This is a genomic window from Rathayibacter sp. YIM 133350 (assembly GCF_037404875.1).
In the GTDB taxonomy this organism is placed as follows: domain Bacteria; phylum Actinomycetota; class Actinomycetes; order Actinomycetales; family Microbacteriaceae; genus Orlajensenia.
The window spans coordinates 98,240-115,067 of record NZ_JBBELO010000033.1 but is presented as its reverse complement, the minus strand read 5'-3'; the positions used below and the strand labels follow the sequence as shown (position 1 = coordinate 115,067).

Genomic DNA, 16,828 nt, shown 5'->3' with positions numbered 1-16,828 from the left:
ACCCGACTAGGGGCGCGGGGCGGATGCGGCCGCGCGCGCGGCTGCCGGGAGAGCCTCCAGGATGCGACCGATCGCCGTGTCGTCGTGGGCTGCGGTGACGAACCAGGCCTCGAAGACCGACGGCGGCAGCGAGACGCCGCCCTGCTGCATGGCGTGGAAGAACGCCGGGTAGCGCCACGCCTCCTGCGAGAGCACGGCGTCGTAGTCGCGCACCCCAGCCGCCACCGACTCGCCGAAGACGAAGCTGAACAGGTTGCCGGCCCGCTGCACGGCGTGCGCCACGCCCTCTGCGGTGAGCGCATCCGAGACCGCCGACGAGATGGTCGCCGCTGCTCCGTCCAGGTGCTCGTAGACGTGGGCATCCGCCAGCCGCAACGTCGTGAGGCCCGCGGCCACGGCCACGGGATTGCCCGACAGTGTGCCGGCCTGGTAGACGGGTCCGAGAGGTGCGAGGTGGTCCATCACGTCAGCACGGCCGCCGACCGCGGCGACCGGCATGCCTCCGCCGACCACCTTTCCGAAGGTGAACAGGTCGGGCGCGTACCCGCGTGCCGCCGCGCCCGGGCCCGCACCGTCGCCGTTGCGCCCGTTCTGCGGCGTTTGCGCCAGATCTTCTGGCGCAACGGCCGCGGAAGTGGCGCGATGGGTGCCGACGGGCGTCGCAGACGTCGCAGACTCGGCGGACGTGGCGCGACGCGTCTGGTCGAGCTCCCAGAAGCCCGCCCGCGCGACGCGGAAGCCGGTGAGCACCTCATCGAGGATCACGAGCGCACCGTGCTCGTGCGCGATCTCGACCAGGGCTGCGTTGAAGCCAGGGTCGGGGGCGACGACGCCCATGTTCGCCGCGGCGGCCTCGGTGATGACCGCGGCGATGTTCGCGCCGTGCTCGGCGAACGCCGCACGCACCGCGTCGAGGTCGTTGTAGGGCAGCACGAGCGTCTGGGCGGCGGTCGCCGCCGTGACGCCGGCGGAGCCCGGCAACGCGAGGGTCGCGACGCCCGAGCCGGCCGAGGCGAGCAGACCGTCGGAGTGCCCGTGGTAGTGCCCGGCGAACTTGACCAGCAGGTCGCGTCCCGTGAAGCCGCGCGCCAGGCGGATGGCCGTCATCGTGGCCTCGGTGCCCGTGGAGAGCAGGCGCACCTTCTCGACCGGGGCGACGCGCTCCTCGATGAGCTCGGCCAGCTCCGTCTCGGCCGGCGTGGGCGCACCGAACGAGAGGCCCCGTGCGGCCGCCTGCTGCACGGCGTCGACGACCTGCGGATGCGCGTGCCCGAGAATCGCCGGACCCCAGCTCGCCACGAGGTCGACGTATTCGCGGCCGGCCGCATCCGTCACGTACGCGCCGCGCGCTGAGGTGAGGAACAGCGGAGCACCGCCGACGGAGCGGAACGCGCGCACCGGGGAGTTCACGCCACCGGGGATGGCGGCCTGCGCGCGCTCGAAAAGGTCTTCGTTGAGGCTCACGCCGCCACTCCCTCGCGCAGCCAGCCGGCCAGCTCCGTCGCCCAGTAGGTGAGAACGGTGTCGGCACCCGCGCGACGGATGCCCACGACGCTCTCGTGCACCGCCCGGCGGCGGTCGATCCACCCGTTCGCGGCGGCGGCCTCGATCATCGCGTACTCGCCCGAGACCTGGTACGCCCACACCGGCACCTCGCTGGCCGCTGCCACGTCGGAGAGCACGTCGAGGTAGCTGCCCGCCGGCTTGACCATGACGATGTCGGCGCCCTCCTCGATGTCGATCATCGCCTCGCGCAGCCCCTCGCGCCGGTTGCCCGGATCGAGCTGGTACGTGCGACGGTCGCCCTCCAGGGTGGACTGCACCGCCTCGCGGAAGGGCCCGTAGTAGGCGGAGGCGTACTTGGCCGAGTAGGCGAGCAGGGCGGTGTCGCTGAAGCCGTCGTCGTCGAGGGCGGCACGCACAGCGGCGACCTGGCCGTCCATCATGCCCGAGAGCCCGAGCAGCGCAGATCCGGATGCCGCCTGCACAAGAGCCATGTCACGGTACCGCTCGAGCGTGGCGTCGTTGTCGACGACGAAACCGCCGTGCGATCCGGTCGGGCGCAGCACACCGCAGTGGCCGTGGTCGGTGAACTCGTCGAGGCAGAGGTCGGTCTGCACGACGAGCGCGTCGCCCACCTCATCCGCCACGACGCGCGTCGCCCGGTTCAGGATGCCGTCGGGATCCGTCGCGCCCGTTCCGATGGCATCGCGCACCTCGGGAACGCCGAAGAGCATCACGCCGCCGATGCCGGCCTCTGCCGCATCCGTCACGGCCTTCTTCACCGAGTCGATCGTGTGCTGAACGACGCCGGGCATGGAGGTGATCGCCACCGGCTCGCTCACTCCCTCGCGCACGAAGATCGGCAGAACCAGGTCGGCCGGATGCAGGCGCGTCTCGGAGACGGCCCGGCGCAGCGCCCCTGAGGCGCGCAACCGACGGGGACGGACGCGGGGCGTGTAGTCACTCACCCGTCAAGCCTAAGCGGCCGCGGTTGAGCGTCGTCTGGGATGAGCGGGTAGAGGGTGGTTCGGGGTAGCGCCGCGGGCCCCCGCCGTCAGGAGACGCGGCGCCTGCCGTCAGGAGACGCGGGCCCCCGCCTCGCGCTCGAGCGCCTCGATGAGCGAGGCGGCAGTGCGCTCGTCGGCGATGGCGTGCACCGTGAGGCCGTAGCCGCGCGCATCCTTCGCTGTCTGGGGGCCGATGCAGATGACGATGGTCGAGTCGGGCAGCGGCCCGAGTTGCTCGGACACCTGCTGCGCCACGCTTCCCGAGGTGACGAGCACGGCGTTCACCCGGCCGGATGCGACATCGTCGCGCACCTGGGGCGAGACCGGAACGCCGACGGTGCGGTAGGCGACCACCGAGCGCACCTCGTGGCCGATGCGCTTCAGGCCCTCGGTGAGCAGCGGGGCGGCGATCTCAGAGCGCAGCGTGAGCACGCGCAGCGGTACGACACCGGAAGTCGCCTGTGTCCACTCCTCGAGCAGTCCCCGAGCCGAGTTGTCCTCGTGCGGCACGATGTCGACGCGGTAGCCGGCCGCCGTCAGCGCGGCCGCGGTCGTCTCGCCGACGGCAGCGACGCGCGTCGTCGACGGGATGATGGCGCGCTGAGAGGAGAGCACGTCCACCGTCGTGGCGCTCGTGATGGTCACCCAGTCGAAGGCACCATCGGCCAGGTCGGCGAGCGCGGCGCGCAGCGCCTCGGCGTCGTCGGTGGGGGCGAAGTTGATCATGGGAGCCACCACCGGTGCGGCGCCCTTGGCACGCAGGGTGGCCGCGACACTGTCACCCCATGGCCCGCCACGGGGCACGAGCACCCGCCACCCCTCGAGGGGCTTGGGAGCTCGATGTGCTCGGTCTATCACGGTGCGCCTTTCGTGCTCTGCAGCGGAGCAAGGTCAGCGGCACCTTTGCCGAGAAGTTCTCGAACGACTCTACCTGCCACGTCGTGTGCAGCCTCGCTCAGGTGCAGGGCGGCATGCGTATCGGGTGTCGCAGCATGAGAGCTGGTGATTTTCGCGGTTCCATCGGGAGCATAGACGGTCGCGGTCAGGAACAACAGGTCGCTGTCGATCACGGCGGATGCCGCGACGGGCGCGGCGCATCCCGCTTCGAGACCCGCAAGTACCAGGCGCTCCGCCTCGACGCTCGCCGCCGTGCTCGCGTGGTTCACCGCGCGGAGGCCGGCTTCGAGGGCCCGGTCCGCACGCTCGTCGCGTACCTCGAGGGCGAGCGCACCCTGCCCCGGGGCGGTCGGCCAGTCGTCGAGTCCGAGGAATTCGGTGACCGCTTCCAACCGGCCGAGGCGCTCGAGCCCTGCGGCCGCCAGCAGCACGGCGTCGAGCCGGTCGGCGGGGTCGATGCCCGCATCCGCCCCGCCCACACGACGCAGGCGGGTGTCGACGTTGCCCCGGATGTCGACGACCTCGAGATCGGGTCGGGCGGCCAGCAGCTCCGCAACGCGCCGCGGCGAACCGGTGCCCACGCGCGCTCCGGCCGGCAGCGCCGCAAGGTCGAGTCCGTCACGGGCGCAGAGCACGTCGCGCGGGTCGGCGCGCTTCGGCACTGCTCCGATGCGCAGGCCCGGGTACGGCGCGGTCGGCAGGTCCTTGAGGGAGTGCACGATCACGTCGCACTCCCCGGCCAGCAATGCCTCACGCAGTGCTGAGGCGAACACGCCGGTGCCGCCGAGGCTCGCGAGCGAGTCGGTCGAGGTGTCGCCGTGGGTGGTGAGAGGCACGAGCTCGATCTCCGCCTTCGCGGCGGCGCCGAGCTTCGCGGCGATCTGGCGCGTCTGCGCCATGGCGAGCGCGCTGCCGCGCGTGCCGATGCGGATGACGGCGGTCACGGTGCGATGCCCGCCAGCGCCGGCCGGAATCCGCGACGCACGTTCTCGCAGCATCCCGGGCGGCACATGTCGTACCACGGTCCGTATCCCGTCATGGCCGGGCGCTCGCTCGTCGGGATGCCCTCCAGGCGCTCCATCACGAGGTCGACGAGCCCGGAGACGAACGCCGGATGCGTTCCCGGCGTCGGAATGCGGATCGCGCGCAGGCCGTGCTCGGCCGAGGTCTCCTGGGCCTCGTTGTCGAGATCCCAGAGCACCTCCATGTGGTCGCTGACGAACCCGAGCGGCACGATGACGACCGCGGAGACGCCGCGAGCCGGCAGCTCCGCGATGGCGTCGTTGATGTCGGGCTCCAGCCAGGGCTGCGAGGCGGGGCCGCTGCGCGACTGGTAGACGAGCTGCCAGGTGTAGGGCTTCTCGGTGGCGGTGCGCATGATCACGTCGGCGACGGCGGAATGCTGGGCGGCGTAGGCGCCACCCGGGCCGAACCCGCGATCCGCTTCGAGGTGCTCCGGCGAGACGGCCGGTCCTGAGCGCAGCGCATCCGTCGTGGGGATGGAGTGCGTTGCAAAGAGCACCTCGACCTGGCCGGGCTCCAGACCGGATGCCTCGAGCTCGGCGAGCGCCTGGCCCAGGCCCTCCACGAAGGGGGCGACGAAGCCGGGGTGATCGAAGAACTGCCGCACCTTGTCGATCTGCAGCACGCCGCCCAAGCCGGTGTCTTGAAGGGCGTCGGCGAAGTCCTCGCGGTACTGCCGGCAGCTGGAGTACGAGCTGTAGGCGCTCGTGGCGATGGCGAGCAGGGATCGGAACCCGCGCTCGTTCGCATCGAGGAGTGCGTCGTTCAGGTACGGGTCCCAGTTGCGGTTGCCCCAGAGAACGGGCAGCTCCACTCCCCGTGCGGCGAGCTCGGCCTCGATCGCGGCCTTCAGGCTGCGGTTCTGCGCGTTGATGGGGCTCACGCCGCCGAAGTGGCGGTAGTGGTGAGCCACCTCCTCGAGGCGCTCGTCGGGGATGCCGCGGCCCCCGGTGACGTTCCGGAGGAACGGGATGACGTCGTCCTGACCCTCCGGACCGCCGAAGCCGGCGAGCAGGATGGCGTCGTAGGCCACCGGCGTCTCGACGTGCTCCGGTCCGGCCTGGGCGGCCGCGGTCGCGCCCGGCACGAGGGCTCCCGGGGCACAGAACGCCTCGGTTGCGGGCGCCGGCTTGCGTCCGGCTTCGGCTCCGATGTTGCGCGCGGGCATTACTGCAGCACCTCCACGAGTTCCGCCGTCGTGATGCGCCGACCGGTGTAGAACGGCACCTCTTCGCGCACGTGCCGTCGGGCATCCGTGTCGCGCAGAGCCCGCATCATGTCGACGAGGTCGGTCAGGTCGTCGGCCTCCATCGGCAGCAGCCACTCGTAGTCGCCGAGGGCGAAGGCGCTCACCGTGTTCGCGATGACCCCGCGGTAGGCGGCGCCTTTGCGCCCGTGGTCGGCGAGCATGCGGCCACGCTCCTCGCCCGGCAGCAGGTACCACTCGAAGCTGCGCACGAAGGGGTAGACGGTCAACCAGGACTTGGGCTCGACGCCCCGCAGGAAGCCGGGAACGTGGGAGCGGTTGAACTCGGCCGCGCGGTGAACGCCCATGGCGTTCCACGTGGGAAGCAGGCTCTTGATCAGCCGGGAACGACGCAGTTCGCGATGCGCCCACTGCAGCGTCTGGGCCTCGGCCGCGTGGGTCCAGATGAGTACGTCGGCGTCGGCCCGCAGGCCCGACACGTCGTAGAAGCCCCGCAGCGTGACGCCCTCGTTCTCGATCACGCGCACGACGTCGTCGAGCTCGTCGACGACGCGGCGCACGTCGTGTCCGTCGAAGTCATCGGGATTGCCGGGGTCGCGACGAAGAACGGTGAACAGGGTGAAGCCTTCGGGCTGGGGCTCGAGCGTCGCATCGGTTCCCGAGGGCGACGGCACGGACACCGCATCGGCCGCTTCGTGAGCAGCGTGGTGAGTCATGACCACAAGTCTCTCTCGCTCGGCGCCGACGGCCAAAAGCGAGCGCCGATGGGTAGCTCAGTCGCGGATGATGCCGCGCACGATGGCCCAGACCGCTAGCCCGACCACCGCGGCGGCCGTCGCGGCGACGCCACCCAGGAGCGCGGGGTTCTCGCGTGCGGCAATCTGGATCCTGGTGCGGGCGCGACCGGTCGCGAGCTGGAGCTGGCGGGGAACGTTGAGCTTGTCCTCGATGGCATCGAAGGTGGTGGCGATCTCGGAGCGCGCGCGCAGCACGTCGGCGCGCAATTCGGCCCGGCTCTTCTCAGTCATATTGGCCCGTTCCCTTCACCGCGTCGACATCGTGCTGGATCGCCTCTTTCACGGGCTCCTCCAAGTTCTCGGCGCCCGCCTTGAAGCGGCTGATGCCGATGACGACGAGTACCACGATGATCACGAGCAGGATGCCGGCCACGACGAGGGCGGCGGCCCAGCCCGGCAGCACAAGGGTGAACGCGAGCACCGCACTGGCGATGAGCACGGCGAACACCCAGAAGAGCAGGAAGGCCGCGGCGGCGAAGAGCCCGGCGCCGGCGCCGTAGTTCTTGCCCTTGCGCACCAGTTCGGCCTTGTAGGCCGCGACCTCTGCGCGAATCAGGTCACGGAGGAGGTCGGGAAGAGTGCTGAGCAACTCGAACAGCGAGCGCCGCAACTTGGGGTTGTTCTCGTTGACCACGGCTACGCGTCCTTAGAACTCGACGCCTTCGCGTTCTCAGCGGCCGCGTGCACCTTGGCCGCGGCCTCGGCTGCGGCCTGCGAGGAGTCTTTGGCCACGCCGGCTGCACGCGATTGCACCGGAGACGTTGCGCTCTTCTGCGACTTCGTGGCCGACGAGATGAGTTTCTTGGCCCCGTCCAGAACCGTCTCGGAGACGTCGCCGACGCGGGCGAGGGCGAAGCCCTTGACCTGCTCGACGCCCTTCTGCACGGCGGGAGTGTTCCAGACCTTCTCGGCACCGGATCTGATCTGCTCGTAACGGGCGCGTCCGGCACGGGTACCGAGCACATAGCCGGTTCCGAGCCCAACGACGAAGAGAAGCTTCCCCTTCACAGTGCACCCCATTTCTGTTCGGCGGTCGCCCCAGCGTATAGCCCTGCACGCGGTCAAGACGAGGGCTTGACAAACATCAGGCGCTCATATGCCCTGATCGGTATGCAGGGCGGCCCTTCGCAGGCGGCCCGCGGCCTCGCGTGCGTCCGGAACGACGGATGCCAGACCGGTGCCGGCGAGCCACGCGCCGACCGCCTCGATGGCGGGATCGTCGGCGAGCGCCGTGCGCACCTGCTCCACCCGGCCGAGTTGCCCGACGGCGGCGCGGGAGACGGCATCGCTCCAACGGGTGCGGGCGAACCCGACGACCTGCTCCGATCGCAGGGCGACTCCCAGGATGGCGCTCGCGTCGGCGAGCGCCAACCCCTCGAGGGCGGCGTCGTCGAGGTGCGCCGTGGGCAGCGCGGCGCCCACGCGCCCGTACGAGAGCCGCAGCGCGTGGCGACCCGGGGCATCCGTCGCCCATGCCCACTTGGCCGTCACGTGCGTGAGCGCTTTCGCCCTCACGCCGGGGGTCCCCTGCGCCACCAGCACTCCCGATCCGCGCGGTGCCGCATCGAGTTCCGGAGCGTCGACGACGAGCGTGGCGAGTTCGATGGTCGTCGGCTGCGGCCAGTCGAGAGCGGCGAGGTGTCGCCACTCCGGGCGCGCACCGGCCAGCAGGCGAATGGCGGTGCCGAAGGAGGCCGCGACGACGACCTGACGCGAGGTCACCCTCTGCGTGCCGCCGGCTGTGGAGTAGTCGACGGTCCACCCCTCGGCGGAGCGCTCGAGGGCACTCACCGAAGCGTCGATGTGCAGGGCGGCGCCGTAGTGCTCCAGGTCGGCGGCGAGCGCCGACACGAGCCGTGACATCCCTCCGGCGATGCCCCGGACGGCTGCGCCGGGACGCGCCGAAGCGCGCAGTTCAGAGACCGCTCCGGACAGGGAACCGGCCCGCGTCATGGCCGCGTTCAGTCCGGGGGCGACGACGTCGAGGTCGAGATCGTCGGCGTTTGCCGAGTACACGCCCGATGAGATGGGCGAGACGAGGCGGTCGAGCACCGCTCGGCCCATCCGCTTCTCGACGAGCGGCCCGAGCCGTCGGGCGGTGCCGATGGTGAGGATGGGCGTGACCCGGTCGAGGTAGGCGCGGATGGCCGCCCGCGTGCCGATGGCAGCCCGCACGTCGTCGGCGAGCGGAGAGGCGGGAATGCCGAGCAGCGCGGTCTTGGGAGCGCGAACGCTCATCGCACCGTCGCCGCTCAGGGCAGGCAGGTGCAACCACGAACCAGCTGGATTCGGGCTGACGATGTCGTCGGCGAGGCCGAGCTCGGCCAGCAGCGTCGCCACGCTGTCGTTCCGCGTCGCGAAGCTCTCGGCGCCGGAGTCGAGAGTGAGGCCGCCGACGTCGTGCGCCCGCACGCATCCGCCGAGCGCGTCGCGCTCCTCGAGCACGAGAGTGCGCAGGCCCACGTGCGCGCACTCGCGTGCGGCGGTCAGGCCCGCGACTCCCCCGCCGATCACGACGACGTCGTAATCAGGCCGGGTCGGGTCCGGCTCGGGCAGGCCGGGCTGGCCTGGCATGCCGGGCAGGTCTGGCTGGTCTGGCGCGGCTGCGCTCACGCGGCACCCAACTCGTGCACCAACCCGACGAGTCGGGTGAGCAGGTCGGGATCGGTGTCCGGGGAGACGCCGTGGCCGAGGTTGACGACATGGGCCGGAGCTGCGGCGCCCCGCTCGACGACGTCCCGCACGTGTGCCTCGAGCACGTTCCACGGAGCCTGCAGCAGCGCCGGGTCGATGTTGCCCTGAAGGGGAACGGACCCGCCGAGCCGGCGGTTCGCCTCATCGAGCGGGATGCGGTAGTCGATGCCGACCACATCCGCCCCGGTGTCGCGCATGGCGGCGAGCAGTTCCCCGGTGCCGACGCCGAAGTGCACGAGCGGCACGGTACGCGTCGTCGCGACCGCCTCGTCGCCCGCGCCCTGCCACACCGTGTATTCGAGACCGGCCACGTGGCGCAGCGCGCGGGAGGATGCCGGCGCGACGTGACGCTCGTAGTCGGCGAGCGAGAGCGAGCCCGCCCAGGAGTCGAACAGCTGGCCTGCGCTGGCACCGGCGAGCACCTGGGCGCGCAGGAAGCGTCCGCTCAGGTCGGCGGTCCACTCCATGAGCGCGCGCCAGGCGCCCGGGTCGGCGTGCATGAGCGCTCGGGCGGCGATGTGGTCCTTCGACGGGCCGCCCGCCACGAGGTACGCGGCGAGGGTGAACGGCGCGCCCGCGAAGCCGATGAGAGGGATCGCGCCGCCCTCGAAGGCGCCCAGCTCGGCGACCGTGCGGCGCACCGCATCCGTGATCGGCTCGATGACCTCGTCGAGCGACGCGGGATCGATGGCCGTGAGTTCGGCGACCTGCTTCGCTCCGGTGACGGCCGTGCCGAAGACCGGTCCGCGCCCGGGCACGATCTCGACGTCGACACCGACGAGCTTGAGCGGAACGACGATGTCGCTGAAGAAGATGCCGGCGTCGACCCGGTGGCGCCGCACCGGCTGCAGGGTGATCTCACTCGCGAGAGCGGGATCGAGGCAGGCGTCGAGCATGCGGGTGCCCACCCGCAGCTCGCGGTACTCGGGCAGCGAGCGCCCCGCCTGGCGCATGAACCACACCGGCAGCCGGTCGCCGCGTTCTCCCTGATAGGCACGGACGAGCGGGGACGAGCTCGTCTGGCCGGTGGACAGGGGATGCAGCGGGGGAAGACTCACGTACTCCATTGTCATGCACGCCGCTGGGCGCGCGGTTCGAGGCTCGGTGCCGCTCCCGCCGCCTCCGCCTCAGTCCCGTCGAGGAGCGCGTCGCGCTCGCCGAACGGCGAGAAGCAGGAGCAGAAGGGCAACCAGCGCCAGCACGATGCCGCCGCCCGGGGCCGCTCCGGTCTCCGACAGCTGCCGGATGCCGGAGCCGCGCGCCGCCGCCGTCGCCGTCGCGACGTCCGTTGCCGGTCCGATTCCCACGGGTGCGGAGACGACGGGGGCCGGTCCGGCGACACTGCCCGGGTCGCCGTTCCCGCCACCGGCAGGCTCCGCCACCACGAACGTGAGCCAGCCCACCACGGTTCCGGCGTCATCCTGAAGCACGACGGTGTGCGTGCCGCTGGGCAGTCCACTCGGAAGCGGCACGACAAGCCAGCCGAAGGGGTCCGCTTCGAGGCGCCCGAGCGACACTGGAGTCGAGAAGACGGTGACCCAGTATCCGGCCGACGGCGTGACCCCCTGGATCGCGGCATCCTTCCCCGGAGCGGGCGAGGCACCGCGGAAGCGCAGGCCGCCGCCGCTGGCACCCACGAGAGCGTCCGGATCGGGCAGCTGCGGGCGTGGGGGGATCGGGATCGTCCGGTGCATCCGCACGAGCAGATCAGAGGTCCCGGCGTCGCCGAGAACGAGGCTCGCAGTGGCATCGTCGTAGTTGCGTGCTGAGGACCGCACGCCGTAGCTTCCGACCACGGGTGCGTCGAAGGCGAATGCTCCGTCGGGACCGGTGAGGACATTCTCCGTGTCGCCGACCCACGGGCCCGAAAGGGAGACCCAGGCGAAGGGGACGGCGGCGCCGGTTGCATCATCGACCAGATGACCACTCACGGGGATGCCGGGGGCGAGGACGAAGTCGACCTCCGGCGCACCGCCGACGGAGCCGTCGGTCGTCACCTCCGCCCTGCCTGCCCGCAAGAAGCCGCCGTTGCTGTCTCGGCCCAGCGCCTGGAGGATGTAGTGGCCGGGTAGCAGTTCGGTGAACCTGTAACGCCCGTTCAGGATGGCGGCGTCCGCCACGTGGTGGGCCTCGCCGGGCCTCCCACTGTAGGCGCCGACGTACCCGTATTCGACACGCGATCCATCGGACGTCACGACGCTTCCCGCGAGAACGCTCGGCACGGTGAAGTCGAACCGGATGCCGGCGCTCGTCTGGCCGGCGACCACGGTGACGGGCGTGGCTGCGGCCGCATCCGCCGCGTCGTTCCAGTACTCGTCCGGACCGAAACCGGACGCCTTCACGATCCACTGCCCGACGGCAAGCCCACGCAGCGTCCACGCCTGCGGCGTTCCTTCGGGAACGTCCCGCAACCACTGGGACATCTCGTCCCCTCCGCCCGCCGGCGTCGCGGTGATGGACGCGCCGTACGGCAGCGTCACGGGTGAGGTCAACGTGCCCGAGATCGCTCCCGCCGGTTCGGCCAGCACGTCGGCGTAACCGGGATGATCGGCGTCGATGACGATCGTGGTCGCATCCCGCGAGCTGCCTGTCGGCCCGTACCAGCGCAGCGCGACGTTGAGCGCGGTGCCCGGGCCGACGCGCAACTGATACGAACCCGCCGCCAAGCCGTTCAGTTCGAACGCTCCGGATGCGTTCGTCGTCGACGTGAACGCCGGCCCCAGCCCCATCCCGTGGCCGCCGCGCATCAGCTCAACGTCGGCGCCGACCGCAGCGGATCCGTCGGCGAACCGCACGGTGCCGGTGATGCGGGAGGAGGCACCCATGACGAGCGTCCCCCCGGCCACTGTCTCACCATCGGCGGCGACGGCGATCGGCGTCGGAAAGTTGCCGAAGGCGCCGCTGACCTCGCTCACCCTGAGGGTGTAGCTGCCGGTCTCTCCCACGACGACCGCGTAGGTGCCATCGGCAGCCGTGACGTCGTCGCCGAGCACGTCTCCCGCCTTCTCGGCGAGCACCGTCGCGCCGGCCACGGGCGTCCCGTCGCGCAGCACGATGCCGCTGATGATGGAGCCGCGGGGAATGCTGTCGTCCACCCCCACGACATCGGCCCCCGCCACGTGCAGGATGCGGCTGCCGAGCGCGTGCCGACCGGCGCCCCACCACACCCACGGACCATCGACCGCGCCGAACATGACGTGGTACTCGCCATCGGCGACCCCCGCTATCTGGAAGGCACCCGACGAGGATGCGATGGTCTCGTAATGATCGTCGGGCGTTCCCGCGAGGTTCGACAGCGTGACGGTCGCGCCCGCCGCCGGGGCTCCGTCGAGGGTGTGCAGGGTGCCCGAGACGGTGACGCCGGCGCTGGGGGAATCGTCGGCGACGGCGGCGATCGGCCCCGCGATCACGGCCACCGCCGCGAGCGCGGCTACGAGAAGAGCGAGAGCAGGGCGGGATCGACGGCCGTCGCGGGTCATGGGTCTCCTGTGCACGAAGATCCGCGACAACGGACGGCCATCCGGGCCGCCCCGTCGAATCTTGTGCGAGCCTAGGGAAACCTGAGAGTTTCTCACTGACCCCAGTCTGGGGGGTCGATTTGTCCACGGAACGGGTCTTCCGTTGAAGAACTGATGATTTCTCGGTATTTCCATCCGACGCGCGGCTCGCTCCGAACACTCACCATGACCCGAGCGAGGCGGCCGTGACCCCGGGCGCGGCGGCATTGCAGCCGCCGCGCGACGGCGTGGCGCCCAGGACGGATGCGGTCTCGGCCTCCGAGCGGCCCGCGACAGAGCGCGCCGGCTGGCTGGAGCGGCACCAGCGTTCGTTCGCCTCCCTGGTCTCGGTGCTCGCGGTGGCGGCGCTGCTGCAGGCCGGGAACATCGCGGGGGTTCCGCAGCGCTCGGCCGGGGAGGGCGGCAACGTTGCACAGGCGTGGCTGGTACTGCGGCCCGACCTCGGCGCCGTGCCCGTCCCGTCGGGTTCCTCTCCGCTCGCCGCGCTTCAGCTCGCCGGCTACGCCGGTCTCACCGGAGCCTTCGATCGGTACGACCTCGCCGTCCTCGCCGCGCGGGAGGCGATGACGGTGTTCGCCCTCGCGTCGGTCCTCCTCGTCTGGCTGCTCAGCCGCCGTCTCGGCGGGTCAGTGCCGGCGGCAACTGCGGCCTGTCTGCTGTTCGCGGTCTCACCACTGGCCGTGCAACTGCACCGGTCGGTGTTCGTCGACAACCTCGCGGTGCCGTGGCTGCTCGGTGCGTTCGTTCTCGCCACGGTGCGTCGCAGCCAGCTCGTGGCCTTCGCCGCCAGCGCGTCGGCGTATTCGGTCGCGGTGCTCAGTGAGGGTCGCTGCCTGCTCGCGCTCCCCTTCCTCGCCTGGGTGATGTGGCGAGGCGCCGATCCGCGCACACGCGTCTATACGCTGCCCGTGGCCGGTGGCATCGCGACGCTTCTCATCGGTGCGACCTCGGCGGCCTTCGCGTCGGCGGGAGACGCATCCGCGGGACGTGCCGGCAGCACGACGCCGCTCGATGCGGCGCTCGCGCCCTTCGTGAACGGGAGCGGTTGGCCCTTTTCGGCCTCGAGCGCGAGCGTCGCCGTCTTCTCCACGTGGTGGCACCTCGGAGCGGTGCTTCTCGTCTGCGGAGCCTGCGCCGCGGTGCTCGCGCTCTTCCTACGGCGACTGCGCCCCATCGCCGCACTCGTGATCCTCCTCGCCGTCTTTCTGCTGCTGCCTCAGACGCTCGCGGCGCAGTACCTCATCGTGGCGCTGCCATTCGTGGCGATCGTGATCGCCGGGGTGGTCGAGGAGGCGACCCGCCGCATCCGCTCCCGTCGCCGCAAGCTCTATCCGCGCTGGACCGAGCGCTTCCTCGGTGCGGTGGCGATCGTGGGGGCGGTGGTCGCGCTCGGTGTGGCGGCCCCGAGCACCGTCACCCAGCTCGGCGGGCTGCTCAGTGCGGATGCGGACCGGCCGATCCGCGACGCGCAGCAATGGGTACGCACCAACCTCCCCCACGGTGCCCGACTCATCGTCGATGACGCCGTCTGGGTCGATCTGGTGCGCGACGGCTTCGGCCAGGGGCGGCTGGCACGCTACTCCGGGCCAACCGATGCCGGCGCCGACACGCAGCGACCGATCGCCTGGCGCCGCTACGACTACGTCGTGGCCACCGACACCATGCGCAACTCGCCGGCGAGCCTGCCCGGCCTGCGCTCGGCCATCGCGGATTCGCAGACCGTCGCCGCGTTCGGAACGGGTCGTGAGGCCGTTCAGGTGCGGCGCATCCACGCCGAGGGGCTCGAGGCCGCCGCGCAGGCGGAGGCGCGTCTCACCGCCAAGCGCTCCGACGCCGGCGGCCAGCTGCTGCGGAACCCGGCGGTGACGACGACGGATGCCGCCGGTCGGCTGATCGCACAGGGACGGGTCGATGCGCGCCTGCTCGTGCTCATCGGACAGTTGGCGACTATGGGGCCCGTCGCCGTGCATGACGTGCCGGTGCTGGCCGGCGAGCGCGGCGAGGTTCGCCGCACCGCCCTCCTGAGCACGGGCACCTTCACGGGCGACACCGCCGTCCGCATCGCCATCGACGTGCTGGGCGACCCGTTCGCGCCCAGCGAGGTGCGCACGAGGAGCGACGGCCTGCAGATCACCTACTCGGTCGGTGAGCCGGATGTGCTGCCCTAGCGCCCCCGTGCGTCGCGCGTCGCAGCATCCGGCGCCCGCCCCCGAATAACCCGAATCAAGGAGGACTCCATGAACGTCATCACCCTCTCGCGCCGGCTCGTGGCCGGTGTGGTGGCGAGTCTCGCCGCAGCCGGACTGGTCGCGCTGGCCGCCGCGCCCGCCCTGGCGGCACCGACCCCCGATACGGGCGTGGCGGTTGCGACCGCCGACACCGGTTGGGTGCGAGTCGGCCACCTCTCGCCCGATACCGCCGCGGTCGACGTGACGCTCTCCGCCCTCGCGGGAGGGTCCACGATCTTCCAGCTGCAGAACGTGGCGTACGGACAGGTGTCGGCGTATCGCCCCCTTGCGGCAGGCACCTACGTCGTCGCTATGGTTCCGGCCGGATCGCCCGCAGGCACGCCGGCCGTGATCTCGGCGACCGTCACGGTGACTGCCGGGCAGGCGGGAACGGTCGCCGCGTACGGGCCGAACAAGAACCTGCGAACGCTCGCCTTCACCGACGACCTGACCAGCCCGGCAGCAGGGCAGTCCCGCATCCGCGTCATCCAGGCGTCGACGAAGGTCTCCGACGTCGACGTCGAGACCACGAGCGGCATGCCCATCGCGACGGATGCGAAGGCGGGCACGGCGACCGGGTACGCGAGCGTCCCCGTCGGCCCCTGGGACCTGAAGCTGAGTGCCGAGGGCGTCGCATCCGCAGCCCAGGTCTCGCTGGCCCCCGGAACGGTGAACACCCTCTTCGTGCTCGACAACGCCTCGGGCGGCCTCACCTTGATGGCCGTGCTCGACAGCTCCGGCGCGGGCGAGGTTCCCGGCGGCTCGCTCGAGACGGGCGGGGGCTACCTGGCCCATCGGGCGACCGATCCGTTCGCGCTGATCGGCCGCGTGCTCTCCGATCTGTTCCGGGGGCTCGGCGGTCTCGTTCGGCTGGGCTGATGGGGGCGCATTCTGCACGGCCCTCCGGTGTGCCACTGCGACGCTGGGCTCCTCCTGCGCTCGCCGCGCTGGCTCTCGTGCTCACGGGGTGGGCGATCACGGTGAGCACAGCGGCGTCGGCACCCCCATCCTCCGCACCCGCGGGTTCCGCGTCGTCGCCGACCGCATCCCGACCGCCGACGGTGACCCAGCAACCCTCGGCGGGAACCGGAGCCGCCAGCGCACTGCAGGACCCGTCCCCGCTTCCGCAACCGGCGGACAGCGCCGGCCTGAGCGTCGCCCGGCTGCAGATTCCCGCCATCGGCGTGGACGCCGCGGTCGTGCCGTTGGAGCGCACGGCCGACGGCGTTCTTCAGCCGCCGGAGGCTTGGGCGGATGCCGGCTGGTACGAGCAGGGCGTGTTTCCCGGCCACGTCGGCCCCGCCGTCATCGCCGGTCACCTCGACACGACGGTGCGCGAGGCGGTGTTCGCCCACCTGCGAGACCTCGTGGCCGGCGACGCCATCACGGTGACGCTCTCCGATGGCTCCACCGTCGGGTTCGTGGTCGATCGCGCCATCGACGTCGCGAAGAACGCCTTTCCGACGCAGGAGGTCTACGGCCCGACTCCCGACCCGCAGCTGCGACTGATCACGTGCAACGGACCCTACGACGACGCGGCGCAGTCCTACACGAACAACTACGTCGTCTTCGCGTCGCTCTCCCAACCGGCGCAGTGAGGAGTTCGACGCCTACGACCGGATGACGCCGGTTCCGGCCGATGCCCGAGGCGTCCGAGGCGGTCACCACCGTCCCTATCCCCCCGTCGCGGCTCGCCCTCGCCTGGCGTCGTCCGCCGAGAGCGGAGCCGCACACCGTGGCAGCGGCCCCGCTTCGGCGGATCCGCCCCTACGCGAATCGCTACGGCGACGGATGCGACGCCGGCGCGCGAGTTGCGAAGCAGGCGCGTCATCCGTCGGCGAGCAGCACCGCTGGCGCTGCTGCGCACAGCCTACGTTCGCGTACATGCGTATGCATGTCCCCGAGTGCGGGGCGTGCGCATCCGGCCGCCGCCTGCCGGCTCCCCGAGCGGCCG

Annotated in this window: 15 protein-coding genes; 3 read left to right on the top strand and 12 right to left on the bottom strand. The window is 71.5% G+C overall.

Annotated elements, in window-relative coordinates; all coding sequences use genetic code 11:
- Nucleotides 1-6: 6 nt before the first annotated feature.
- The 12 genes from hemL to WDJ51_RS10980 form a co-directional block, all read right to left on the bottom strand.
- Nucleotides 7-1,464, bottom strand: coding sequence for a glutamate-1-semialdehyde 2,1-aminomutase (gene hemL, locus WDJ51_RS11035; RefSeq protein WP_337852512.1), 1,458 nt, complete (start codon nucleotides 1,462-1,464; stop codon nucleotides 7-9).
- Nucleotides 1,461-2,471 (bottom strand): porphobilinogen synthase, encoded by a 1,011-nt coding sequence (gene hemB / locus WDJ51_RS11030; protein ID WP_337852511.1) that lies wholly within the window; start codon nucleotides 2,469-2,471, stop codon nucleotides 1,461-1,463. The genes hemL and hemB overlap by 4 nt, the downstream gene beginning before the upstream one ends.
- Before the next feature lie 108 nt (nucleotides 2,472-2,579).
- Nucleotides 2,580-3,320, bottom strand: coding sequence for a uroporphyrinogen-III synthase (locus tag WDJ51_RS11025; protein WP_337852510.1), 741 nt, complete (start codon nucleotides 3,318-3,320; stop codon nucleotides 2,580-2,582).
- Between the two features lie 44 nt (nucleotides 3,321-3,364).
- Nucleotides 3,365-4,405, bottom strand: coding sequence for a hydroxymethylbilane synthase (gene hemC / locus WDJ51_RS11020; RefSeq protein WP_443218486.1), 1,041 nt, complete (start codon nucleotides 4,403-4,405; stop codon nucleotides 3,365-3,367).
- Nucleotides 4,348-5,598, bottom strand: a complete 1,251-nt coding sequence (locus WDJ51_RS11015) for a ferrochelatase (RefSeq protein WP_337852508.1) — start codon at nucleotides 5,596-5,598, stop codon at nucleotides 4,348-4,350. Before WDJ51_RS11015 ends, hemC begins: the two co-directional genes overlap by 58 nt.
- Nucleotides 5,598-6,353, bottom strand: a complete 756-nt coding sequence (gene hemQ / locus WDJ51_RS11010) for a hydrogen peroxide-dependent heme synthase (RefSeq protein ID WP_337852507.1) — start codon at nucleotides 6,351-6,353, stop codon at nucleotides 5,598-5,600. The genes WDJ51_RS11015 and hemQ overlap by 1 nt, the downstream gene beginning before the upstream one ends.
- Before the next feature lie 57 nt (nucleotides 6,354-6,410).
- Entirely contained in the window at nucleotides 6,411-6,665 is a 255-nt protein-coding gene (locus tag WDJ51_RS11005) for a DUF3618 domain-containing protein (protein ID WP_337852506.1), read from the bottom strand.
- The gene (locus WDJ51_RS11000) at nucleotides 6,658-7,068 is read right to left on the bottom strand and encodes a phage holin family protein (protein ID WP_337852505.1); all 411 of its coding nucleotides are present in this window, start codon (nucleotides 7,066-7,068) and stop codon (nucleotides 6,658-6,660) included. Before WDJ51_RS11000 ends, WDJ51_RS11005 begins: the two co-directional genes overlap by 8 nt.
- 2 nt (nucleotides 7,069-7,070) lie before the next feature.
- Entirely contained in the window at nucleotides 7,071-7,442 is a 372-nt protein-coding gene (locus WDJ51_RS10995; protein WP_337852504.1) for a YtxH domain-containing protein, read from the bottom strand.
- 84 nt (nucleotides 7,443-7,526) lie between these two features.
- Nucleotides 7,527-9,008: a protoporphyrinogen/coproporphyrinogen oxidase gene (locus WDJ51_RS10990; protein WP_337852503.1), complete on the bottom strand. Its 1,482-nt coding sequence runs from the start codon at nucleotides 9,006-9,008 to the stop codon at nucleotides 7,527-7,529.
- Nucleotides 9,009-9,043: 35 nt separating this feature from the next.
- Nucleotides 9,044-10,195, bottom strand: a complete 1,152-nt coding sequence (hemE, locus tag WDJ51_RS10985; RefSeq protein WP_337852877.1) for a uroporphyrinogen decarboxylase — start codon at nucleotides 10,193-10,195, stop codon at nucleotides 9,044-9,046.
- A gap of 60 nt (nucleotides 10,196-10,255) precedes the next feature.
- The gene (locus WDJ51_RS10980; RefSeq protein WP_337852502.1) at nucleotides 10,256-12,607 is read right to left on the bottom strand and encodes a carboxypeptidase-like regulatory domain-containing protein; all 2,352 of its coding nucleotides are present in this window, start codon (nucleotides 12,605-12,607) and stop codon (nucleotides 10,256-10,258) included.
- A 224-nt stretch (nucleotides 12,608-12,831) separates the two neighbouring features.
- Between WDJ51_RS10980 and WDJ51_RS10975 the strand changes: the two genes are divergently transcribed.
- The 3 genes from WDJ51_RS10975 (at nucleotide 12,832) to WDJ51_RS10965 (ending at nucleotide 16,472) form a co-directional block, all read left to right on the top strand.
- Nucleotides 12,832-14,814, top strand: a complete 1,983-nt coding sequence (locus WDJ51_RS10975) for a hypothetical protein (RefSeq protein WP_337852501.1) — start codon at nucleotides 12,832-12,834, stop codon at nucleotides 14,812-14,814.
- A gap of 69 nt (nucleotides 14,815-14,883) precedes the next feature.
- On the top strand, nucleotides 14,884-15,753 hold the full coding sequence (locus WDJ51_RS10970) for a DUF4397 domain-containing protein (RefSeq protein ID WP_337852500.1): 870 nt from the start codon (nucleotides 14,884-14,886) through the stop codon (nucleotides 15,751-15,753).
- Nucleotides 15,753-16,472, top strand: a complete 720-nt coding sequence (locus WDJ51_RS10965; protein WP_337852499.1) for a class F sortase — start codon at nucleotides 15,753-15,755, stop codon at nucleotides 16,470-16,472. The genes WDJ51_RS10970 and WDJ51_RS10965 overlap by 1 nt, the downstream gene beginning before the upstream one ends.
- Nucleotides 16,473-16,828 lie beyond the last annotated feature (356 nt).